Origin of the sequence: Candidatus Thiosymbion oneisti (assembly GCF_004359955.1) — a bacterium.
In the GTDB taxonomy this organism is placed as follows: Bacteria; Pseudomonadota; Gammaproteobacteria; order Chromatiales; family Chromatiaceae; genus Thiosymbion; species Thiosymbion oneisti.
Window position 1 is genome coordinate 107,700 of record NZ_SMSC01000003.1, and the last position, 23,128, is coordinate 130,827.

Below are 23,128 nucleotides of genomic sequence, written 5' to 3' on the forward strand. Positions count from 1 at the left end.
TCTCATTTGTACACAGGTGTACTCGGGTGAATGATCCCCGGCTGGTGATCGATTTTTGCGGATTGCGCTTCGACACCCCCCTGGTATTGCTGTCCGGGTGTGTCGGTTTCGGTGCGGAGTATACGCGTGTCAAGGGATTTTCGAATCGGGATGCCGGGGCTCTGTGCCTCAAGGGAACCACGCTGGAGCCCCGGCTAGGGAACCCCCCGCACAGGATCTGCGAAACCGCGAGTGGCATGTTGAACGCCATCGGCTTGCAGAACCCCGGCGTCGATCATGTGGTGGAGCAGATCCTACCTACCCTCGACTTTACCGAAACACGGTTTATTGCCAACGTCTCAGGCACCACGGTCGAGGAATATTATGAGGTCACCCGCCGCTTCGATGACTCTCCCATCGACGCCATCGAGATCAACATCTCCTGTCCCAATGTCAAGGCGGGTGGTGTAGCCTTCGGTAATGACCGGAAGCTGTCGGCACAGGTGGTCGCCGCCTGCCGGGCTGCTACCACCAAGCCCCTGATCACCAAGCTCTCACCGAATCAGACCGACATCGCCGCGAACGCCAGGGCCTGCCTGGAGGCGGGCTCGGACGCCTTCGCCGTTATCAATACCCTGATGGGCATGGCGATCGACAGCGAAGCGCGAACTCCGGTCATCGGCAACAATCAGGGGGGGCTGTCCGGGCCGGCCATCAAGCCCATCGCCCTCTTAAAGGTGCACCAGGTCTATCAGGTCTGCCGCGAGCACGGGGTTCCCATCATCGGCCAGGGTGGCGTCGCCGGCGCCGAAGACGCCATCGAGTTTCTGATCGCCGGCGCCAGCGCGGTAGGCATCGGCACCGCCCTGTTCTACGATCCGTTGCTGCTCCCCGCCGTCAACCAAGGGATCTGCGCCTACCTGGACCGCCACGGGCTCACCAACGTAGGCCAGCTCACAGGCAGCTTGCGGCTACACCCATCACCTATGGATATACGTGCCCCGAACGCGCAAGACCTGGTACAGCCGTGCCGAAGCACTGATAACATCGGTTTGATTTGCGGCTAACGCTTCTGTTTTTTTATCCACAGATTACGCAGATTTTCGCAGATGAAAAACGAAATAATCGGCGTAATCTGCGGATAGATGATGAGTGCTTGAACCACAATCTCTTTGCGCCTTTGCGGTTCAAATGGGCCTTTTGAGGACTGCCGAGTGAATATCATCGAACTGCTCACCTTCAGCGTTGAGAACAAGGCTTCCGACCTGCATCTCTCCGCCGGACTACCGCCCATGATCCGGGGCGACGGAGACCTGCGCCCCATCGACCTGCCCCCTCTGAAGCACTCCATCGTCCACGCGTTGATCCAGAATAGTATGAACGACCGGCAGCGTCGGGATTACGAAGAGCTATTGGAGGTCGATTTCTCCTTCGAGATCGAGGGCCTTGCACGCTTCCGCGTCAACGCCTTCCACCAGCAGCGCGGGGCGGCAGCCGTCTTTCGCGTTATTCCTTTAAAAGTGCTGACGCTCGAGGAACTGGGCGCGCCCAAGGTGTTCGAGAAAATCATCGACGTGCCGCACGGCCTGGTATTGGTGACCGGCCCCACCGGCTCGGGCAAGTCGACCACCTTGGCCGCCATGATCGATCACCTCAACCACCGCCACTCCGCGCATATCCTGACCATCGAAGATCCCATCGAGTTTGTTCACAGCAGCAAAAAGTGTCTCGTCAACCAGCGCGAGGTCCATAAGGATACCCTGAGCTTCAGCGCGGCCCTGCGGTCGGCCCTGCGTGAGGACCCGGACATCATCCTGGTGGGCGAGATGCGGGATCTGGAGACCATTCGGCTGGCACTCACGGCGGCGGAGACCGGGCACCTAGTGTTTGCGACCCTACACACCAGCTCCGCTGCCAAGACCATCGACCGCATTATCGATGTCTTCCCCGCGGGGGAGAAGGACATGACGCGCTCCTTGCTCTCGGAATCCCTGCGCGCGGTGATTTCACAAACCCTGCTCAAGAAGATCGATGGTGGGCGTATCGCCGCCTACGAGATCATGATCGGCACCCCGGCCACCCGTAACCTGATCCGTGAGAACAAGGTGGCCCAGCTCTACTCGTCGATCCAGACCGGACAAGCCTTCGGTATGCAGACCCTGGACCAAGACCTTCAGGGCCTCCTGCGGGAGGGACTGATCACCACGCAAGAGGCCAGGTTTCGGGCTCAGAGCAAAGACAGTTTCCGCTGATCCGGCTGGCGTACTCCATTCTGCAGGCAGGTCAGGGCAGGCGCCAGACAGGCCGTCCAATCATGGTGCGGTTCGTTCCTCACCGCACCCTACGCACTGTTTTTTTAATCCACAGATTTCGCAGATTTTCACAGATGAAAATTTGCACTCCCGCTGTTATTGTTCATCAGAGGTTATCCTTGAATAGTGTGTATTATGTGTATATAATTACATTATGAAGAGCAGTGAGGTTATTACACGATTGAATAGAGATGGTTGGTTTTTACACCATGTAAAAGGTAGCCACCACCAATTCAAACACCCCAGTAAACCTGGACGAGTAACCGTTCCTCACCCAAAAAAAGATTTACCAACTGGAACTTTGCGGAGCATCTTCAAACAAGCGGGATGGGACTGGCCTTAGTTTACGGTGATTAAAAATGCGATATCCAGTTATTATACATAAAGACCCTAGTTCAGATTACGGAGTAACTGTACCTGATTTACCTGGTTGTTTTTCAGCAGGTGATACACTTGATGAAGCTTTGGAAAATGCACAGGAAGCTATTGAATGTCATTTAGAAGGGATGCTTCTAGATGGTGAAAATATTATTGTCGCTAAATCACTAGAGGAACATAAAAAAAATCCAAAATATGATGATGGTATTTGGGCTATAGTAAATGTTGATGTATCAAAATTATCTGGAAAAGCAAAACGAGTAAATGTAACGCTACCAGAAAGATTATTGACCCAAATGGATAATTATGCATCTTCTCATGGTGAGTCACGATCCGGATTATTAGCTCAAGCGGTAATTGAGTACATTAGTAATCATAGTGGGTGAAGAAATTAAACAGAAAACTGCACGACATTTACAGCATTTTTCAAACAGGTCAAGTTCAAACGCTTTGGTTGGAAAAATGGTCGACGGTTATGGAAAACTGCGAGCGAAAACTCAATACCAGCTTAAAATTCCGTGACCGGCCTTTTCTGGCTTTGGAGCCAATCTCAAAAGATCGTAAACAGGCTCTCTATGTTACGTGCTTCCTCTGACTCCCCACGTTCTACCTGCGTGAGGCGAGGTAGGCCGTTTCCGGCTCCCAGTCACCGCTAACAGTCGCCAGCCGCCGTTGCCGGTATTGATGAACTGGTGGATATTCCGTAATAGCACTTCAGGCTTACGCGGTGGTGGCACGCTGTCACCTCGCCGGGTGGCAGTCTTCGTCTGACTGCCGTTAGATAATACCCACCTCGGACGGAGGGTGCATGGCATCCGCGAATAGCGCGCTTCTTAGTCCGCCCCTGGTATTCCGCTCTATGTTCGCTGGATGAGGTATGGACGGCTATAATCGGTGTCGGCTCCGCCCTGAGGCTCTTCGAGCTCAGGCGTCGATTATTCTCGCCCGCTTGCCAAGACTGATGCCGTACCGGGCTCGCGTTCGTCCAACGGTATTCTTCGAGCGGCAACGGCCCCTTTAATGATACCGGTACCGCCAAACGCTGCGCCCGCCGCATCGCCGCTCTCTGAACCGGTGCTGGCGAACTCCAAAACCAAGAATCAACTTCATGCCAAGCTGTATTCCGTCTTTACGCCCGCGCTCAGCGGTTCACAGCATCGATCCCAATTCACGGTTTACTACTATCCGACACCCGCGGCTCCTTTCAGCGGCTATCCGCCGCCCTGTGCTGTCATCATGCGTGCCTTAGTTTCGCCATCCAGGCCATGCTCAAAAAATCGCGGCCTTTCGATATAAAAGCCGTACCTTATGCACTTTCAGTGCATAGTGGTTGAGAGGCACCCTCAATTTTTCCTCGCGAAATTAACTTCATTCCGCAAACCTCATTCAAAATCCTGAAGTTCGCCGAAGGCGGATAGAGGTTAAAACCTCCATCTTCGATGGACTTCTTCAGTCAGCGCTTTGAAGTCCGCCGAGCCGCTTTTTTAAGTGGTATCAATCTACCAGCTTCAGCTGGTAGTGTAGCTTTAACTCTTAATCCAGAATATCGACGGAAGCCTCAATTTTGAGAAACTGATCGCCCCGCAGGCGTTCCCAGGATACAAGCCATCAAATTCCAGACTGAAATCGAGATTTTTCCACCGTCCTTTAATCAACCGCTGATACAGTGGTGCATGTAACGTTCCCCACGTACAAGATTTCGTCTGCGAAGGAACCTGGATCATAGGTTTCAGCGTATCGCCCAGTAAACCAAATATAGACCTCTGAATGGAAGCATATTCGAGATGCGCTGCCAGCCAGCTCCTAACCTACCCATCCGTCATCGCCCAACCCACAAAGCTCCAATGATCACCTGGAACCTGGAAACAGGGCACCAGCCATCCGAAATCCGTTTAATTTCATCCGTTGGCTTAAGAGCTGTACCGGATTTGAATAAAAGTCGTAATATTATAGATCGCAACAGCAGCGGATCATCTTCGGTCGCCATAACTCGGATAATAACGGCATCTGTTGCCTCGCCCATCGAATACCATCGCTCAACATGGAAACTACCAGGCCCAGATATTCCTGCAGCGCTTCACTGACATAGTCGGCAGAATCATTTCACAGCCAAACACACAAAAAATTACTCCGACAGTAATCGCTCCAGCTTCCGCAAAAACCGGTCAGCGAGTATAGATCAACGCGGCTGCGCCCATGGGCTTACATCCTCGCATTTAAACCTTTATAACCGGTCTCTTATAAACGAGAGCCCCTGACCGGCCACCGTAATGACGTAATATTCAACCTCATAACCTCACTCCTGGCTCGTGCTTCGTGGATCTCTTCCTGGACATACGTAGTTGAATCGTCAATCGAACGGTACGGATCGTCAATAGCCTTTTTTTTTGCGAGCCAGGCCTTTCCTCTCAAACAAGAATTTCTATCAAGTTAAAACAACATCCCACTTACCGCCATTCTAACAAAATAGGAGCAAGTATGCTTAGTTAATCTGCCTCTATATCGTTGTCGCCATTCCGATAGTAAAACAGCGTACCATGGATATCCCGCCTGATATACCGCGCTGGCTATTGGGTTGATGAGTCGCCCCGCATATCGCATTCCCGCCGACGACATCACACAAAGCGCCACCGGACATCGAATTTAATGCTACGGCCCCTCTAAATCTTCACCAACCAGTTTTCAAATGTTCGACCTCATCGAGAATTTGTCTGGCCTCAACATGTAGCGCAAATCACCTTGTTTGGATAACCCGGCATGAAGTATTGAAGCGGAAACAGCAGTTCCCACAAGACGCATGATAGTACGATCGGCATCTGTAGGTCTTGATCCTTGCAGGAACAGAGACTTTAGAGCTGCATGATTAGTGTAAGCGGGAAGCCCAACAAACCATTGCATTCCGTGAAAAAAATCTAACACTATAAAGCCCACATTGATAAAACGTAATCTCCCCAAAACACAGCAAGATCTTGCAAAGACGGCAGCGGATGCGTCCAGATCTTGCTCCACTAATTACACTTTTGATCGATAAGCTTCCCAACAAAAATATCGAATCCTGCGATCGTAGAGTATACGGGAAGCAGGATCACCATGGCCTACCGCGAGATGCCGCAAAAGCCCTTCCTCATGTTTCTTTGTAATAAAAGTTTGAGATAAACGCCTTGAGCCGGACCTTAATATCCGCTAAACTCCCAGGACAATAATTGGTCGCCAGCTGATTGAGCCTTTGACCCCTCCGGCATGGTTAGGAGTTATCCTACACGCGCTTCCCAGCTTTTAACGAACAAAATCACGGGCTATTGTGGCAAGACTCGGCCCTTACTGCAGGTTTGTTCTTTGGTCGCTCGGATATAAAGAATAGCAACCGTTCAATGAAGGTCGCGAATGCGTATCACGCTCGAATGAGCTATGCGCACCCACTGTGCAGACGCGTCTGCAAGATAGTAGCGTAGCATCTTGTGGATGCACACCGTCCTATATTCGAAAGGTTGATCAGCTTCATGGGCGCATGCTTTCGGGCACCAAACCGTAGAACGAGTATTCCCAAGCATTTTTTCGCTTATCGCTGAAGCGCTTCGGCATAGTAATAGGAGTCAATCTTGGATTTCATTAAAGCGGCGTGTCGTCGCCGGACCGCATGTGCTGATAGGAAAGCCCGATTTTCCCGCTATCCGAGCGTTCGAACGAATGCACATCGCTGCTTCGCCAAGCCTTCGTTCCCAGGTGTGTATTGGCGCCGCCGCTAAATCTTAGCCACTGCTCGACAAGGCTATGTGCACGCGCGAAATTCACCAACAGCGGCTTCGCCAGATGACCCCGCAAAACCTCGGTTGCGGCGCGGTGACCAATCAGCCAGATGCCTGAAAATCCTACAAAACCGCCGCTATAACACGAGGCGCCGTATCTTCCTTAATTGGTTCAATCTCTGCTTCGCAGGCTGGATATCGATCGCAGATGGACCAGCCCCTCGGAGGTCTGGCGGGCAATGCTGCGCTGAAAATGGTCGTAACAGCAAAACGGCGTTTGAGTAATGTCGCCAGCGACGCTGCCCTACGAGACTGCAAACATCACTTTTAGGTAGTCTCACGATCGTCGCTATATAATCAGTAATTTTTTTCACTCGAGATCGTAACATCATTAAGCCTTTAAAATTTGGAGTACGACGGCAAGCAACAAATTCACAATCAAGGAAAAGTATTGCCAAAAAATGTAACTGGCGCCACCAAAGACTGCATAAAACCCCAAAATCGCCTGACCAGGTTACCAGATAGCTTGGTCGTAATACGGGCCGCAAAAAAAACAAGTCGCAACCAGTCAGGGCTTGTTTAGGGCAGCCAGGGTTGAATTAAACAATCGATAGCCAACATTTCACCGTCCATAATCACCGGAGTATGCGATGAATCCAGAAACCTACCTTCTAGTGGATTTCGGCCAATGTTCAGCTCGAGGAGGACCCCAGCATAAAGCGCAAAGAGTTATCAACTGGCGAGCAGAGTTATCGGTTAAAGGCTATGCCTTATCAGGATATAGACAAAAACTTTAGCAACCGCCAATATTCCAGCCCCATAAATACCGGAAGTAAAACGAAGAGCGTTTGAAGATATTTCATTGCGGGGCACTGGAAACTCCGCAACAGCTAAGAATAAACAGCGCGGTTTGACAAGAACGGTTCGAAGCGCCCGCCGTTCAGCCAGCTTTCGCCGCTTCGAAAACATGGAAAAAACGCCGTCAGACGCAGCATTTCACCAACTCGGTGGCTGAAAAAAACTGCTTGAAAAGCTGCCGCGATGCCGCAATCACTTGAAAGACTTTGTCTCGCCCATCCAGCAACCCCAAAGCATACGCAAAATATATGCTATTAAAGATAAACGGTAATGCCAAGAAGACCTGGCCAGCTTCTAGGTTGTGACGACCCCCGAGATATTGGGTATATATTCACCCACATCCGATTTTAATTGAGAGGATCAGTAGAAAATAGAGGTAGCGACGTAACACGCTTCACGTCAATCACTTTCCTTGTAATTTTAATTCGCCCCTGAATACCTGTCAAAAGCCTTACCACGCAAACCTCACCAGGCCAAGAATGACCAACGCTAAAAAAATACCCTGGGCCAACAGCCCAAAACCTTGAAGGCTTCGTCGAAACATTTTACATTCGAAATTCGATCTTCTTCCCGCCAACTGATCGTAAGTGCTTTTTAATGTTTTGACCACGGTGATAACTTGCAAGAAGCATCACATAACTGGAACGCCAAACTCACCGCAGTGCTGACTCAGTAATAGAATTCTGCAGCGAAGATGTACCATAGAGGTTCAAACCTGAAATCCAAATCAAGATATACAGTTGGCGCAAAGCACCTGCAGAAAAAAAAAATCTTATTATACAAAGTGGCTTTCACGAATGTGCGGAACTGCGAGCAACTTCGAAAGCGACTTCCCTTTACTACGGTGGAACTGTGCGCCGAGCAGACAATCAACCTGCTCGTGAACACCTTTCTTCCAGCAGCGGAACTAAGTCTCTAACAGCCCGCCGATCAATGCAAGCGACGACAACATAGTCCATTTCTCTGCTCAAACGGCATAACGGAAGGCTGCTTTGTGAGAACCACCCAAACCATAGTTATCAATATCATTTCCGTACATAAACCGGCTTCTATAATCCTGGCAGTCCCCGGTGATCACCGCCGCCCGTAAAGTACCAAGGTCGGGAGCTGATTGTCCACGACCATAACCGTATGAATCCGCCTGTACTTCGGCCTAAACCTGACCAACAGCACGAACAACCTGCGCCTTTACAACGATAGGCTGGTGGTATAAAAAACAAGAATGCGATGATTTTTTCATAGCTTTAGTCAGGCCTGTGCTTGCTGCGCAGCTATGGCGGCGGAAATTTAGCGTACATAAAAGCCGGTTACAAGATTTTACCGGCGTAACGAATTTCATCTTTGCCGCGGATTTCCGGCTGTCCAATTGGTAAGCCAAACGCACCCTTGAGCCTGCAAAAAAGTGAGCGACAAAGGACGGAGCAAGAGCGGTCAGCATGAAATGGAGAGAAACTTGCGCATCCATTTAGGCACCAAAACTGCCCTGAAAGTCTCCCAAGCCAAGTCTGAAGATACCTTTATATAGCGAACCGTATCAAAGGTTAATTCAACATGATGATAATAGCAGTTCGTGCTACGGAGGGGAAAATCTTGATAACCTTGACAAGCAGCGCGTGGTCCGTGCTCAATTCTAAACCAGACAAGAAGGCGCGGAAAGCCGAAAACTCTGGGCGAAGGCTAAGCGCATTATTTAATTACCTTTTGACCTCGGGCTCTTCTTCTTAATGGCAATTTATCAAAGTATACGAACCAACCTTTGTGCCAAGTTCAAATGTGTTCGCCTTCAACATCTATCAAGCTTAGTTCGCATTCGAGCGATCCGTGATACCCCCCTCTTTGTGAGAATGGCTTACAGCAAGACACAACACAATTGTCCACCCTGCGTAAATGGTCGCAACAGTGCATTGAATGTGAGGCTGGCATAAATATCAAACTCGCTGCGCGGCTTTCATTACCATAACCAAAACAAACCTCGATATTGTTCCTTTTATGTTAACAATAGGAATTATAAACAATATTAGAAATTAGAACCTAATTATGTAGAGAAAATGACCCGGTAGTTGATACACTCCCTTATATTGGGCAGCTGATACCTTCATCTGTTGATTCAGCCGCTTCTGAAGTGTTGGAAGCGGTCTCCGTAGGTACTTATCTCAAGCCCTTTGCCCTCGATCGTTCATAAGCCGAATACCGTCATAGTAAAACCAACCACCTCATCCTGGTACTGTAAGTTGCAAAAGCTAACAATACCCAGGGACCATAAAGTGCGCAGGATTCCAAAGTATAAGTTCAAATACGCCAGGATATAAAGATCTCTTATCTCATTAGTTGTTTGTAGTACTTCTTTTATGAAAAAACAATTTCGTCCTCGCATGACCATGCTGTGTTTCGGTGATATATTTAATATCAATAAATCGACCAATATTTACCGTATAAACCAACCAGCCTTCGCTTTGTATACGCGTTGCCAACGGTACCAAGAAGATTGTTTCGGGCAAATCTCTAAAATTTAAAATAACTGAAATTAATGATGGGAGGCATTAAACAACCCGAAATTTTAAATTAAGATTGTTTGTTTTAAAGATAACTCGTAAAATTTTCCTTTGATGCATTTATCGCTAAAGTCGTTATTAATACATTGAGCAATACCTTCATACCGCAAACCATCGTATCACAACGATAAAGTCGCATGTTCCAGTACGTATAACCAAGGCTTGTATTAAATTCCTCATTGCTGCCCAGCAATGTAAATATTGAAACACCAATCACGGGCGGATAGAAATCCAAATAAAGAAGCAATGTCCTGCGCGTAACAAGTGATTTATTAGAGGTACTCGACATTGTAAAACAACAAAAAAAGGAAAGAAATAATACGTATCGATATTTTCCTTAAGATTTGATAATTTTTCGTGTAAATACAACAGATGCAAGTAGACAGTGCAAAACAACCAATTTGGGCACAACCAAAGAAAACTCATATGTGGAAAAAAAACATAATATTGATCATCAAATAAAATTGGCGACATTAAGCCATACCAATTTGAAATATTTAGGTGATTTAACAGTTTCCTAGAGATTCCCAGCTAGCCCGGTCAACCGCCAATTTAGATCATCATGATTGTCAGAGAGAAAAAGCGATTGAAATAGCAAAGGCATTGAAGCAAAAAGAGACCAGCATAACGATCATTGCTGAAACTTCAGGACTTTCAATCGAAGAGATTAAAAAACTATAAGGCCGAGAGAGAAGAGGGGTCAGGCTCAATTGATGGGTCGTTTTTCACGGTTCATTCGCCTAACATTTGGTTGCAAGCGACCCAATGCCGCGGTCCGGCTCCTCAGCAGCTTTCAAACTCAGTGCCATGCGGCATTGGGCGCCTGAGCCAAGCCGTTAGGTGGGATCATCGATGGTTACCACATCATCAGCAGGAACAAAGTGCGCTTGATCGCAGCTATTCATTACAATCGTCGCAAGCTCTACATCCGGGCGGTGCTCACACACGCGGAGTACGATCAAGGGAAGTGGAAGGAGTAGGTATGCAAGCTATCGAAGTGAACAAGGCACTCAACGCTTGGCCAGCGATGGCCAGAATGATTTACGTGCCACACACGGAGGAAGAGTACGATCTGCGTAATCTGTGGATTAAAAAAACCTTTGCGCCCTTTGTGCCTTTGCGGTTGAACCCTGAAGTATCCCCACGAAATCGACCCCAGAATCAGTCGCTTGTGCCTCAAGGCGTGGCCTGACCCATACTAAACACTGGTTTTTTCAGTAACTGATTGATTTCAAAAGCTATTTTCTGGGGATACTTCAGGGTTGAACCTATTTCGTTTGTTGCTACCCGAAGACGGCATAGGCGTCGAAAACAGGCCCGTCCACGCACACACGCTGCATGGCCGGTCCCTGTTTGGTCCGGACCTGGACGACGCAGCCGGCGCAGCCGCCCACGGCACAGGCCATAAATTCCTCCAGGGAGACTTGACAGGGCAGTCCGAGCTCGCGCGCCAGGGTGGCGACTGCTTCGAGCATGGCGTGGGGGCCGCAGGCGAAGACCTCGACTTCGGCGCGGGCCGATTTGTCCAGGCCTTCCAGCCACTTCCGCGCCAGATCCGTGACATAACCCCGGAAGCAGCCCGGAAAGTCCGAAAGACTCGTGAGCCGGTTGGGTATGCTCCAATCGTCGAGCAAGGGCATGGCGGCGATCACCTGCGGCGGCAGGCCCGGAACCAGGTACTGGGAAGGACGCGGCTGGAAGGGGAAGGGGATCTCGGAGCCGAGGACGGCGAAGGGTCGGAACCGTCGATCCGAGCGCAGGGCGTCGGCTAGAAAGATCATGGGGGGGATACCCACGCCGCCGCCGATGAGCAGGGGCCGCGGGTGCTCGGGATGTGGCTGGAAGGGGCGGCCGATGGGTCCCAGCAGGCTGATGCGCTCACCGGGTTGCCTCAGGGCTAGGAGTCGGGTGCCCTTCCCGACTGCCTTGTAGAGGAGCTCTATCCGATTGTCCTGCGGGCTCGCGCGCATGATCGAGAACGGCCGGCGCATCGATAGCCGGGGATCGCACTGTAGATGCACGAAGGAACCGGGCCGGGCGTACCGCGCGCACTCCGGGGCTTTCAAGCGCAGTAGGAATTGATCGCCTGCACAGGCTTCCTGCTTGAGGATCTCGGCGTCTTCCAGAAAGATACCAGTATAGATGCTCTCAACTACCGATGACATTGCGGCAAAAAAATGATTCCCATGTTAGTAGTGGTAAATTTTTAAATGGTTAGCGTAGAGCGGTTGATTATGCCCTATTTCTTCATTTGATCCCCTCTCCCGCCGGGAGGGTGTCATAAAAGGCACTGATCCTCGCCCTTTGACCCCCTCTCCCCAACCCCTCTCCCGGCGGGAGAGGGGCTTTTGCGACACCCTCGGGGGGAGAGGGGGTGCAGCTTGTGGCGTGCCCAACATATACTAGCGGCGATGTCATTCAGACCTTAGCCACTACCAAATGAGGTAGTGCTTGACATGCCGTGGTCGTGTAATTCCCCCGGCGGGGAAGAAAAGGGTTCAGGTGGTCTCACGTTGGAACACGACGCGGCCGGCGAGCAGGGTCCAGGCTGCCTGCCCCTTGAGTTCCTGGCCGAGAAACGGGGTATTGAGGCCGGCGCTGACCAGGGTCGACGCCGAGGGTGTCCAGCACGCGTCGGGATCGAAGACACAGACATCGGCGACCCGTCCCGGATCGAGCCGGCCCACAGGCAATTGCAGGATCCGGGCCGGTCCGACGGTGATCCGGGCAATCGCAGTCGCCAGATCCAGCACCTGTTCGGCAACCAAGCGCAGCACGAGGGGCAGCAGGGTCTCGAGGGCCGAGATACCCGGCGCAGTGGCGGGGAACGGGGCCAGCTTGGCGTCCTGCTCATGGGGGCGGTGATCCGAGCAGACGGCGGCTAGGTCACCCCGGGCCAGGGCGGCGCGCAGGGCCGTTCGATCCTCGCTGGTGCGCAGCGGCGGTATGACATGGCAGTTGCTGTCGAACGCCCCGATGTCGTCTTCGGTCAAGAAGAGCTGATGGGCACTCACATCGGCACTCGCCCGGATGCCGCGTTGGATCGCCTCGGCAAGCATGCGGGTGGCGCGACCGGTGGACAGGCAGCGGAAGTGGATGCCGGCCCCGGTCTGTTCCGCGAGGGCCAGATCCCGCGCGAGTGCGACGGTTTCCGCCGCTTCCGGGATGCCCGGTAACCCGAGGCGAGTAGCCACTCGACCCTCGTGGACACACCCCCCATCCCGCAGGTGTTTGTCCTCCGGGCGCAGAAAGACGGTGAGGCCGTAGGTGGTTGCGTACTCCATCGCCCGCCGCTGGACCAGGGTGTTCTTGAGCGGCCGATCGGCATGGCTCATGACGGGACATCCGGCGTGCTTGAGCGCCGCCATTTCACTGATCTGCTCGCCCCCCAGGCCCTGGGTGAGGGCGCCCGCAGGCACGACCCGGGCCTGGCCGTGACGCTCGGCGGTCTGGACCACGAGCTGGGCCACCGCGGGGGTGTCGATGACCGGCTGGGTATCCGGTGGACAACACAGGGTGGTGATGCCGGCCGCGGCGGCCGCGGCGGTCTCGCCGGCGATCGTGGCCTTGTGCTCGAACCCAGGTTCGCGCAGCCGGGCGCACAGATCCACCAGGCCGGGACAAACGACCAGGCCCCGCGCGTCCAGGGTGCGGTCGGCGCGAAACCCCGCCGGCGCCGGGCCGACGGCGGCAATCCGCCCGTCGGCGATATGCAGGTCGCACTCGGCGTCGATCCCGTTCGCCGGATCTACCAAGCGGCCGTTACAGATGCTGATTTTAGTCCCCCGTTTCATCTTAATTTTCGGATAAAAAGATGGTTTCGTGTCGGGAACGGCCGACCTGCCATTCCTGACCTCCGCACCCTATTTCAAGACACCGCCGAGGATCGAGCCCCCCTGGAGGAGGTCGAGGAGCGAGGCGCTGGGGAGAGAGGTCCGAATATTCCGCATGGTCCGAATATGTCGGACGGTCCGAATATGCCGATGGGTCCGAATATTCTGGAGGGTCCGAATACCCGGGTGGGCCGGAGTACCCTGGAGGCCGCCCAAAAGGCCACCGACGAGGGGTAGACCTCCCTGGGAACCGCCCAGAAGGCCACCGACGAGGGGTAGACCTCCCTGGGAACCACCCAGAAGGCCACCGACGAGGGGCAGACCTCCCAGGACGTTTCCTGCGGGATTGGGTGAAACTAGGCTCATGATTCCTCCTCGCCGCATTTTGGCGGCATGCAAAATAGCTCACAATTGCCCTGGTGATGAGTGATGAATGATGAATGATGAATGATGAATGATGAATGATGAATGATGAATGATGAATGGGGAGCAGCTTGCCACTTCATCACTTATCACTTATCACTTATCACTTATCACTTATCACTTATCACTTATCAGGTTCAGACCTATGTCGACAGCCTCCGGTTCCGTCACCCCCGTGTTTCTTCCTGGGCGTGCAGATTCTGGGTCCCGATGCACATGGACATGACCGCCATACGGACCGCGATGCCGTTGCTGACCTGCTCCAGGATCACCGAGCGCCGGCCGTCGGCCACCTGGGAGGCCATCTCCACCCCCCGGTTGATGGGTCCGGGATGCATGACGATGGCGTCCGGTTTGGCGGTACTGAGTCGCTCCTCGGTGAGGCCGAAGAGCTGAAAGTACTCGTGCTCACTCGGGAGCATGGCCCCCCGCATCCGTTCGCGCTGCAGGCGCAGCATGACGATGACGTCGGCATCCCGCACCCCTTCGCGCAGATCATGGAAGACCCGGACCCCCAGCGTCTCCATATGGGTGGGGATCAGGGTCCGCGGGGCAATGACGCGGACCTCGCCGGCTCCGAGGGTATTCAACGCCAGGAGCTGAGAGCGCGCCACCCGCGAGTGCAAGATGTCCCCGACCACGACCACGCACAGATCAGTGAAATCCCCCTTGTGTCGGCGGATGGTAAACATGTCCAGCATCCCCTGGGTGGGGTGGGAATGGCGACCATCGCCGGCATTGATGATGCTGATGTGGGGATTCGCATGTTCGGCGATGAAGTGAGCCGCGCCGCTCACGGCGTGGCGCACCACGAACATGTCCACGTGCATGGCCTCCAGGTTGCGCAGGGTGTCGAGCAGGGTTTCCCCCTTGGCGGTGGCCGAGGTATCGATATTGAGGTTGAGCACATCCGCGGAAAGCCGCTTGGCGGCGAGTTCGAAGGTAGTACGGGTGCGGGTGCTGGTCTCGAAGAAGAGGTTGGCGACGATCTTGCCTCGGCACAGGGGGACCTTCTTGACCGCCTGCTCGGCAACCCCGAGAAAGCCTTCGGTCTGGTCCAGGATCTCGGTCAAAAGCTCACGGCTCAAGCCCTCGATGGTGAGGAAGTGCTTGAGGTTTCCCCGCCTGTCGAGCTGGATATCGGATAGGGTCATGACGACGCTGCCGCCGGCCCATTGTTCCCACCGCGTCCCGGTGGTATCCGGCCCAGGACGAGCTGGAGCGGGTCCGGACCGGTGAGCTTGATCTGTTGTCCGGGCTCAAGACGGGCCCGTAATCCCACTAAGTTAGGCTCGATCGGCAGCTCTCGGCCGTCGCGCTCGGCCAGGGTAGCCAACAGGACTGAAGCCGGTCGACCATAGTCGAACAGGATGTTCAGGGCGGCGCGGATAGTGCGCCCGGTCTGCAGCACGTCGTCTACCAGGATGATGTGGCGGTTGTCCACCGACACCGGGAGCCGGGAGGGGTGCACTTGCGGATGCATGCCGATGCGGGTGAAATCGTCGCGGTAGAAGGAGATGTCGAGCTGGCCCAAGGGATCGGTGAGGGCGATCTGATCATGCAGGCATTGCGCCAGCCAGACCCCGCCGGTGTGGACACCGATCATCAGGGGCTTGTCGATCCGCCGTACCTCCAGCAGGGTCGTCAAGTCGTTGCCCATGCCTTGGATGCAGGTTTCAACCTCGGCGGCGGTTTTCCAGACGTCAGTGTTGCTCACATATTCTCACTGCGGGACAGTTTGAACCGCAAAGAGCGTGTAGGTTTCAGGTATCGCATGATCATATACTAAGCAGGCATTGTCTGCTGCTCCAAACCGAATCTGTTCAAAAATCGAATCGCGCGAGCCAATCCAGGCACTCGTCCTTTGGCAGGCCCCAGGAACCCCAAGGCCGAGTGGTGCGTAAGGGCCTGAGTAGCCGAGCGACCGGCCCGTAAACCAGGGGTGGTTGCCCGATCTCGTCGTCCTGGTACAAGAGCGGCGCCTCACCGGCGGAAAAGATCATGCCACCGGGATACCCATGAATGCCGATCTCGCTGCCGAGCGCCTCATGTGCGAGGCGTGCCTTGATGCTCGCAACTCCACCGAGCTTTTCTATACACTCGGAGCCGATCATGGTCAGCCAGTTGACGGAGAGGAGACCCCAAAGCATGTTGTGCTGTCCAAGGTAATCGGCCAATTCGACACCAGGGAATTGCTTTCGAAAGGCGGCGGCCAGCTTGGAGGTACGCCCGCGCCTGGGCGTATCCTCGGGCGGGATGAATCCGAGTCCGGCGCTGCCGTCGCGGGCCTGCAGTATTGCCGACCAGCGCAGGAAGAGCTCGACGGGATGCTGGCCCGGATTTTGGGCAAACCAGGTTGCGGGCAGGATGAGCGTCAAATCGCTATAGGAATGGGTCCTTGTGCTCTTGCCAAGGCCGACGCATTGATACTCTGCTGCCTCGCTCGGGATCCGCCCGGAATGGAAGATCATCGACCAGACCCAGTCCTGATCCGGAAAGCCCTGCAACCATTGTTGCATGGAGTAGCCATTGGGTATCTGCTGCCAGAGGCAGGTCTTTGGTGTAATCATCCAGACCAGGTGCCGGCCGCAGAGACGCCAATAGTCGGCGCAGATCTCAGCGCAGCGGCGGCGCAGCTCGCGGCGATAGCCGTCCGGGAACCGGAAGCTGAAATAGAACCCGAAGGCCGTCAGGGCATAGCCTTCTTCGTCTTCGGGGAAGAATTGCTCGAGGGCCTGGGACGAAAACAGGTTTTTCAATTCAATCGAACCTCGCGAGCCAATCCAGGCACTCCTCTTCCGGCAGGCCCCATGAACCCCAAGGCTCACTGGTCCGTAACGGCTTGAGCAATCTGGCGACCGGCCCGTAAACCAGGGGTGGCTGCCCGATTTCGTCGTCCTGGTACAAGAGCGGCGCTTCACCGGCAGAAAAGATCATGCCGCCGGGATATTCATGAATGCCGATCTCGCTGCCGAGCTCCTCGCCAGCAAGCCGTGCCTTGATACCCGCAACTCCACTGAGCTTTTCTATACACTCGGAGCCAATCATGGTCAGCCAGTTGACGGAGAGGAGACCCCAAAACATGTTTTGTTGACCCAGGGGATTGACCAGTTCGGCGCCGGGGAACTGCTGTCGAAAGGCCGCAGCCAACTTGGATGTCCGCCCACGCTTGGGCGTATCCTCGGGAGGGACCAGTCCAAGCCCGGCGCTGCCGTCGCGGGCCTGCAGTATCGCCGACCAGCGCAAAAAAAGCTCGATGGGGTGCTGGCCCGGATTTTGGGCAAACCAGGTTGCGGGCAGGATGAGTGTCAAACGGCTATAAGAAAAAGTTTGGGTGCTCTTGCCGAGACCGGTGATTTGATATTCCGCTGCCTCGCTCGGGATACGTCCGGAGTGGAACAGTATTTGCCACACCCAGTCTTCATCCGGGAAGGCTTGGAGCCATTGCTGCATGGCGTAGCCGTCGGGTATCCGCTGCCAATACTTGGTTTTTGGCTCGGTCATCCAGACCAGGTGCCGGCCGCAGAGGCGCCAATAGTCGGCGCAGATCTCGGCGCAGCGTCGGCGCAGCTCGCGGCGATAGCCATCCGGGAACCGGAAGCTGAAATAGAACCCGAAGGCCGTCAGGGCGTAGCCTTGGTCGTCTTGGGGGAAGAATTGCTCGAGGGCCTGGGGCGAGGTCTGGTAAAAGTTCATGGTCGAGTAATCTCAAGGAACGGGGATCAGGTTTCTTGGTGGAAAAAGTATTCGAGAGCCCTCTGAAATGATCAGATAGGCGATGAGTGCAGCCCCGGTCAGTCCGGTGGCGGTTTTTACGCTCTCGATGGTGCGCTCAACCCAGTCGGGTTGTCGCATCGGCACCTCAACGCGGCTTGGGGTGCGTTCGCGCACCTTTTCGCGCACCTTCTCCAGTGCAGACGCCCGTTCAGGTTCCGGCAGGCCACACCGACATTCCGCGGGAGACAGCTCGACAACCTTGTCCTCACCGCCGGCAATAATCGCGTAATCGTCGAGTTGCTCTTGATCCCGCGGTTGGTAGTTGAATTTGATCTCGACTACGGATTTTAGATTTGGAGCGGTCAAGGCCTTGTTGGAGATGTCCTGGGGGGTTCTCGTGACAACGGCATCCGGGATGCGTACCTGATAGATCCCCCCATTTTCCCCGGCGGCGCGCAGGCCAAGCTCTTTCATTCTTCTTGGAAGATATTGAGTAGCACGCAAAAGGCCGGGCATTTGCCGCGTCGTAATTGGTGTGGGCGGCACTGTTGTCATGTTGTAAGGAATTTCCGCCTTGATCGGGCTCATGCCGCCGGCGGCATCGTCGGCGGCGATCAATGCCTTCTCGACGCATTCCTGTTTGAGTTCGGATTCTCCGGATGCGGAGGCTATGGGCAATTTGTCGCATTGGCAGATCAGTGCGCAGATTGCCATCAGCTCGGGCCAGGCTTCGAGCGGGGCCTGGATCAGCCCCGCCAGATTCACCGTATTGCCGTCGTTCATCAGCATCTTGTCGGTCAGGCGGCAGACAGGCTTGCCCTCCATCTTTACGTCCGGGGAGAAGCTGAGCCAGGTCGCCTTGCCCTTGAAGGTGCCGGATTTGACGCCGCCGGCGGTGCCGGGCTCGTCGCCGGTGCTGGGGGCGAAGTACGAGCCCTTGACGGCTACCGGGTTGCCGCCGTCGACCTTGACGGTCTTGGTGCCCTTGCGCAGCTGCTTGGAGAGGGCGATGTTGGGATAAGGGATGGGTACCGGCCCGCCGGGCGCAGGTGTCTTGCAGACATCCGGCGCGGTGGCGGTGGAGATGCCGCCGCTGCCTTTGTGGCACAGGGTGAGTCCATTGACTTTGATGGTCAGGGCCATAGGTAACTCTCGGATGTGGGCGGGGCGGCAAGCAGCATGGCGGCGCGCTCGGGTCCGTCACTGCTGCAGAACAGGAGCGCGCGTCGCCAGCGGGCATAGCGTCTCTGGTGCGCGGCGGCGGCCAGGGCGACGAAGAGGATACCGCCGGCCGTGCCCACATCGCCCCAGCAGGTGGCCGGGACGAAGATGGCGTCGGGATCGCGGAGTGATTCGCCGATCCGCGCCAGGGCAAAGCCCGCTTCGTCGGCACGGTGGCGCTCGCCGTTGAGGTCGCAGTAGATGGCCTCGACGCCCTGCTCGGGGATGCCGTCGAGGGCGGCCTGGAGCGCTTCGGTCAGGCCCGTGCCAACGCAGGGGGCGTTGCTTCCCAGCGGGTGGGGCTCGGTACCGGTCCCGACTCCTTCGATGATCCCCAAGCAAGGCAGGCCGAGTTGTGCGAGCAGCTGCTGGTCGGCCAGCAGGCAGCAGCCACCGGCCTCGCCGGGGACGAAGCCCCAGGGCATGGCCGGGGTGTGCAGGCGGCCGCAGCGGTCGAGCCATCCGAGGGTCTGCGGGTGCAGCCAGGAGTCGGCGGCGGCGACCACCACCAACGGATTGCCCCGGCGTATCAGCTCGACGCCGTGAATGATGGCGGTGAGCCCGCCGGCCTGGCCGGCAGTAAGGGATTCGCAGCGCGCGGACCGGAGGTGGTCGGTGGACCGCGCGGTCAGCGCAGCGACAATCCGGTGCGCCAAGTCCGGGGGTAGTCCCGGACGGTCTGCCGGCAGCGCCAACACCAGCGGTAGCGAGCCGAGAGGTCCCGGCAGGCTGCTCTCCAGGTCCGTCAGGGCGGCGTCGAGCAAATACCGGAGCCGTTCGCCGAGGTACTGGCTACGCGGTGGCTCTGGCGCCGCGGCCAGCACCATCGGCTCGCCTTGTTGGTCCACCAGATAGGGGTGCTCGTTGAAGTTGGCGATGTCCGCGCGCACCGCCGCGGCGCTCGGGGCCACAGTGTAGCCCACCGCGGTGCGAGCGCCGACGGCAGCAATGGCTATGTTCATGAGCTATCCGCCAAGGTGAGATGGGTCCGCTCGATCAGGTGGTCGCGGCCATGACAGCGCAGGCGACTGTGCCACAGACAGGCAACACGCATGGCATCGGTATCGACCAGAATGCCGTGCAGCTGACCCGTGTGCGGTTGTGCCTGGCCGGCCAGCGACGTCCGGCAATGCAGGGGTAGGCTCGGGATCGGAAACCGGATATCGCCATCGGGAGACAAGCCATGCAGGGTCATCGGCTCGCCGCCACGGAGAAAACCCTTGAAGCGTTGATCGGTCGGGGCGCTGAAATAGAAACGCTCATCGAAGTCTTCGGGCAGCAGCGGTTGGCGCGTCCGAGACCAGGCAGCGTCGAAGGTGCCAGCCAGCTCGCGTCGCGGGGTCCAGTGCCGGGCGACGGGACCGAAGCCGGCGGGTGGGCTTTGTCGCGCCCAGTCCGAAGCAGTGGCGCCGGGTTGCTCGATATTCGGTGCGGCGGTACCGGGTAGATGCTTCTTGCGGAGCGCATGGCCGGTTCCGACCGGATTGTAGGGATTGGGCACGGGTGCGGTCTCGGGGTCGTGACCGGCCAGACCGCCGAGGGCGCGCTCGTAGCAGATGGGCATGCGCGAGAAGGGTTCCGGCTTACTGAGCACCGGGCCGCTGAATCCATAAAGCCAGCGTCGGTTCCCGAGCACGTGCAAGCGTTTGCGGAGCGGCCCGATCTGGAATCCGACCTCCATCTCGCTGACGCTCCGACCTCTCGGGGCGCAGGCCGAGCCTTCGATCAGGATCTCGGTGCCGGGTTTGGTCGGTATCAAAGCGGTGTCGCGCCGCAGATAGAATCCTGCCGGTGAGTCGCGGTAGACCGGTTCCAGGTCGACCGGCGGCTGCTCCGCCGCGGGTTGCAGGCTGCCGTCGGGGCTCAGCTCGAAGGTCGCCTTAACCAGGACGATCCAGACCTCGCCGCCGTCATGGTCGCGCACGAAGCCGCGCTCGGCCGCGTAGGGGGTCTGGTTGATCAACTCCCACATCAAGGTATCCCGCTTATTCGCAACGACAGCGGCTAGTTGATGTCGATTGCTGTCCCCTTGACCCAATCGCCTAACTCGCCCTATCCGTCAGCCAGGTCTCCAGGATCAGCTTGGCCGCCAGCGCGTCGATCGCCTCCAGAGAAACGGCGTCCCGACCGAGCCGCCGGCGCGCCTCCAGCGACGTAAGGCGTTCGTCCACAAGGTGCACTTCGAGTCCACAACGCTCCTCAAGCTGACGAGCGAAGCGTCGGGCCCCCGGGGCCGTCGTGCTCTCTGTGTCGTCCATATTGAAAGGTAGGCCGACTACCGCCCCCGTCGGCTGCCATTCGCGTACCAGTTGCTCGATTCCGGCCCAGTCCGGCCCGTTCCGGTGGCTGCGGATGGTGGTGAGGGCCGAGGCCGAGCGGGTGACCAGCTGGCCGACGGCGACACCGATCTTGCGCGGGCCGAAGTCAAAGCCGAGCAGGGCACCCATTCAGGCGTGTCCGGCCTCGCCGCTTAGCAGGTTCATGTCGATTCCCAGCAGATGGGCCGCTGCCTGCCACCGGGCACTGGCCGGCAGGCGGAAGATAATCTCCTCGTCCACGGGGCCGTTTAGCCAGGCATTAGCGCTTATTTCCTGTTCGAGCTGCCCCCCACCCCAGCCCGCATAACCCAGGGCGATCAACCTGTGGGTCGGACCCTTGCCGTCGGCGATGGCCTCGAGGATGTCTCGGGAGGTGGTTACGCTGATTTCCGGGGTGATGCTGAGGGTCGAGTCGAACCCTTCAGCGGCGGAGTGGAGCACGAATCCGCGTTCCGGCTGCACGGGTCCCCCGAGATACACCGCAGCCTCGAGCACCCGGCGGTCGTTGCTCGCGATATCGAGCTGATCGAGCATCTCGCCCAAGCGAATGTCCATGGGCCGGTTGATCACGATGCCTATGGCCCCATGCTCCGTATGCTCGCAGACATAGGTGACCGTACGCGAGAAATTCGGGTCTTGCAGACCCGGCATCGCGATCAGAAAGTGATTGGTCAGGGACGTCGCAAAGGACATAACCATAGTATCCAATCGGACCGGGGCAGTGGCAAGCCCGGATGCCTTAGAAGGCACGTCCCCATCAGCGTTCCCAACCGAGACGGTTGCTGCTCAGGAACCGCCAGGTGCGCGTAATATCCAGCATGTCGGTTTCGGCCCTGATGGCGGGGGGAAAGGGTGAGAACGGGGCAGCCAGCTCGACGATCTTAACGGCGGCCTCATCGAGCAGCTCGAAGCCGGAGGAGCGCAGAACCCGCACCCGCTCAAGACTACCGTCGGCCCGCAGTGCAACCTGCAGGGTGAGGTTGCCGTACAGCTTGCGGCGTTTCGCTTCCTCGGGGTAATTCAGGTTACCCACGCGCTCGACCTTCCGACACCAGGCCTCCAGGTAGTTTGCATACTTATACTCGCGGGTACCGGCACCGATGGCCTTGCGCCGCGGGCGGTCCGCAGAAGCGGTGGAGCCATGCCGAACCCTGGCCGTCAGCGCGGCGACCTCCAGGTTACGACTAGCCAGAATCTCGGCCGCCTTGACTTGGGGTAGCTCGGTTTCGGGGAAGGGGGGCTCCAACGCTTGGGGTCCGAGTATGGACTGTGGCTCGGGTTCCAACCTGGGCTGGGGGTTTGCAGAAAACACCGGCTCCACGGGTTGCCCCGTTACCGTGGCTTCTGGCCCGGTGGGCCTGGGTAGCGGCGGCGAGACCGATGCCGAAAGCGTCTCCCCCAGGGTGGGCAGGAGATCGAGCCCCGGTATCTCCGGTGCCGGCTCGAGGCTGGTCGGGTCATCGGCCTCCGGGGCTCCCTCGCCATTGCTTACCACGGGATCGGGCGGGGCGGAGGCATCGGCGATCTCAGGCCTCTCGTTCAGCGCCCCCGTCCGTTGCAGCACCATGATCTTGAGCGGACGCATGGCCTGCGTGCCGGAACTCGCCTTCGGAAATGCCAGGTCCACACCCAGGATCAGGATCAGGTGGATGAGGCCGGCGATCAGCAGGGCCGCGCCGAAAGGGCCCACCGAAGCATCGGTAGCGGCATTGTCTACCCATAATCGAGGCATGTCCCCAGTCCTGGTCGTCATCCGTGGTTCCCCGGGATTTTGGGAGTTAGCGGCGGATT

Annotated in this window: 20 protein-coding genes; 6 read left to right on the plus strand and 14 right to left on the minus strand. The window is 56.4% G+C overall.

Features of this window, described 5'->3' with window-relative positions; translation table 11 throughout:
• Positions 1-26 precede the first annotated feature (26 nt).
• The 4 genes from E1958_RS02445 (at position 27) to E1958_RS02460 (ending at position 3,055) form a co-directional block, all read left to right on the plus strand.
• Positions 27-1,046, plus strand: coding sequence for a dihydroorotate dehydrogenase (locus tag E1958_RS02445; protein ID WP_133510445.1), 1,020 nt, complete (start codon positions 27-29; stop codon positions 1,044-1,046).
• A gap of 147 nt (positions 1,047-1,193) precedes the next feature.
• The gene (locus E1958_RS02450) at positions 1,194-2,231 is read left to right on the plus strand and encodes a type IV pilus twitching motility protein PilT (RefSeq protein WP_133510446.1); all 1,038 of its coding nucleotides are present in this window, start codon (positions 1,194-1,196) and stop codon (positions 2,229-2,231) included.
• A gap of 214 nt (positions 2,232-2,445) precedes the next feature.
• The gene (locus E1958_RS02455) at positions 2,446-2,634 is read left to right on the plus strand and encodes a type II toxin-antitoxin system HicA family toxin (protein WP_133510447.1); all 189 of its coding nucleotides are present in this window, start codon (positions 2,446-2,448) and stop codon (positions 2,632-2,634) included.
• Positions 2,635-2,650: 16 nt separating this feature from the next.
• On the plus strand, positions 2,651-3,055 hold the full coding sequence (locus E1958_RS02460; RefSeq protein WP_133510448.1) for a type II toxin-antitoxin system HicB family antitoxin: 405 nt from the start codon (positions 2,651-2,653) through the stop codon (positions 3,053-3,055).
• Positions 3,056-8,426: 5,371 nt separating this feature from the next.
• Here the strand turns inward: E1958_RS02460 and E1958_RS02465 are convergent.
• Positions 8,427-8,738 carry a hypothetical protein gene (locus tag E1958_RS02465; protein WP_133510449.1) on the minus strand — a complete coding sequence of 104 codons (312 nt, stop codon included), beginning with the start codon at positions 8,736-8,738 and terminating at the stop codon, positions 8,427-8,429.
• Positions 8,739-10,691: 1,953 nt separating this feature from the next.
• Between E1958_RS02465 and E1958_RS02470 the strand changes: the two genes are divergently transcribed.
• Positions 10,692-10,805 carry a type II toxin-antitoxin system HigB family toxin gene (locus E1958_RS02470; protein WP_279512408.1) on the plus strand — a complete coding sequence of 38 codons (114 nt, stop codon included), beginning with the start codon at positions 10,692-10,694 and terminating at the stop codon, positions 10,803-10,805.
• Positions 10,806-10,807: 2 nt separating this feature from the next.
• Positions 10,808-11,017, plus strand: coding sequence for a hypothetical protein (locus E1958_RS02475; RefSeq protein ID WP_133510450.1), 210 nt, complete (start codon positions 10,808-10,810; stop codon positions 11,015-11,017).
• 91 nt (positions 11,018-11,108) lie between these two features.
• Here E1958_RS02475 and E1958_RS02480 read toward each other — a convergent pair whose 3' ends face one another.
• The 13 genes from E1958_RS02480 to E1958_RS02535 all read right to left on the minus strand — a co-directional run bounded on the left by E1958_RS02480 (position 11,109) and on the right by E1958_RS02535 (position 23,069).
• On the minus strand, positions 11,109-11,990 hold the full coding sequence (locus E1958_RS02480) for a dihydroorotate dehydrogenase electron transfer subunit (RefSeq protein ID WP_133510451.1): 882 nt from the start codon (positions 11,988-11,990) through the stop codon (positions 11,109-11,111).
• A gap of 333 nt (positions 11,991-12,323) precedes the next feature.
• Entirely contained in the window at positions 12,324-13,619 is a 1,296-nt protein-coding gene (locus tag E1958_RS02485; RefSeq protein ID WP_133510452.1) for a dihydroorotase, read from the minus strand.
• A 69-nt stretch (positions 13,620-13,688) separates the two neighbouring features.
• Positions 13,689-14,024, minus strand: a complete 336-nt coding sequence (locus E1958_RS20740; RefSeq protein ID WP_141699027.1) for a hypothetical protein — start codon at positions 14,022-14,024, stop codon at positions 13,689-13,691.
• A gap of 224 nt (positions 14,025-14,248) precedes the next feature.
• Positions 14,249-15,235 (minus strand): aspartate carbamoyltransferase catalytic subunit, encoded by a 987-nt coding sequence (locus tag E1958_RS02490; RefSeq protein WP_133510453.1) that lies wholly within the window; start codon positions 15,233-15,235, stop codon positions 14,249-14,251.
• The gene (gene pyrR, locus E1958_RS02495; RefSeq protein WP_133510454.1) at positions 15,232-15,798 is read right to left on the minus strand and encodes a bifunctional pyr operon transcriptional regulator/uracil phosphoribosyltransferase PyrR; all 567 of its coding nucleotides are present in this window, start codon (positions 15,796-15,798) and stop codon (positions 15,232-15,234) included. Before pyrR ends, E1958_RS02490 begins: the two co-directional genes overlap by 4 nt.
• Positions 15,799-15,904: 106 nt before the next feature.
• Positions 15,905-16,840 carry a type VI immunity family protein gene (locus E1958_RS02500; RefSeq protein ID WP_133510455.1) on the minus strand — a complete coding sequence of 312 codons (936 nt, stop codon included), beginning with the start codon at positions 16,838-16,840 and terminating at the stop codon, positions 15,905-15,907.
• A gap of 1 nt (position 16,841) precedes the next feature.
• Positions 16,842-17,777: a type VI immunity family protein gene (locus tag E1958_RS02505; protein ID WP_133510456.1), complete on the minus strand. Its 936-nt coding sequence runs from the start codon at positions 17,775-17,777 to the stop codon at positions 16,842-16,844.
• Between the two features lie 12 nt (positions 17,778-17,789).
• Entirely contained in the window at positions 17,790-18,941 is a 1,152-nt protein-coding gene (locus E1958_RS20745; protein WP_133510457.1) for a DUF4150 domain-containing protein, read from the minus strand.
• Positions 18,932-19,981, minus strand: a complete 1,050-nt coding sequence (locus tag E1958_RS02515; RefSeq protein WP_133510458.1) for a hypothetical protein — start codon at positions 19,979-19,981, stop codon at positions 18,932-18,934. The genes E1958_RS20745 and E1958_RS02515 overlap by 10 nt, the downstream gene beginning before the upstream one ends.
• Entirely contained in the window at positions 19,978-20,991 is a 1,014-nt protein-coding gene (locus E1958_RS02520) for a DUF2169 family type VI secretion system accessory protein (protein WP_133510459.1), read from the minus strand. The genes E1958_RS02515 and E1958_RS02520 overlap by 4 nt, the downstream gene beginning before the upstream one ends.
• A 70-nt stretch (positions 20,992-21,061) precedes the next feature.
• Positions 21,062-21,466, minus strand: a complete 405-nt coding sequence (ruvX, locus tag E1958_RS02525; RefSeq protein ID WP_133510460.1) for a Holliday junction resolvase RuvX — start codon at positions 21,464-21,466, stop codon at positions 21,062-21,064.
• The gene (locus tag E1958_RS02530; protein ID WP_089729255.1) at positions 21,467-22,030 is read right to left on the minus strand and encodes a YqgE/AlgH family protein; all 564 of its coding nucleotides are present in this window, start codon (positions 22,028-22,030) and stop codon (positions 21,467-21,469) included.
• A gap of 64 nt (positions 22,031-22,094) precedes the next feature.
• Positions 22,095-23,069 (minus strand): energy transducer TonB, encoded by a 975-nt coding sequence (locus tag E1958_RS02535; protein ID WP_207787571.1) that lies wholly within the window; start codon positions 23,067-23,069, stop codon positions 22,095-22,097.
• Between the last annotated feature and the right edge of the window lie 59 nt (positions 23,070-23,128).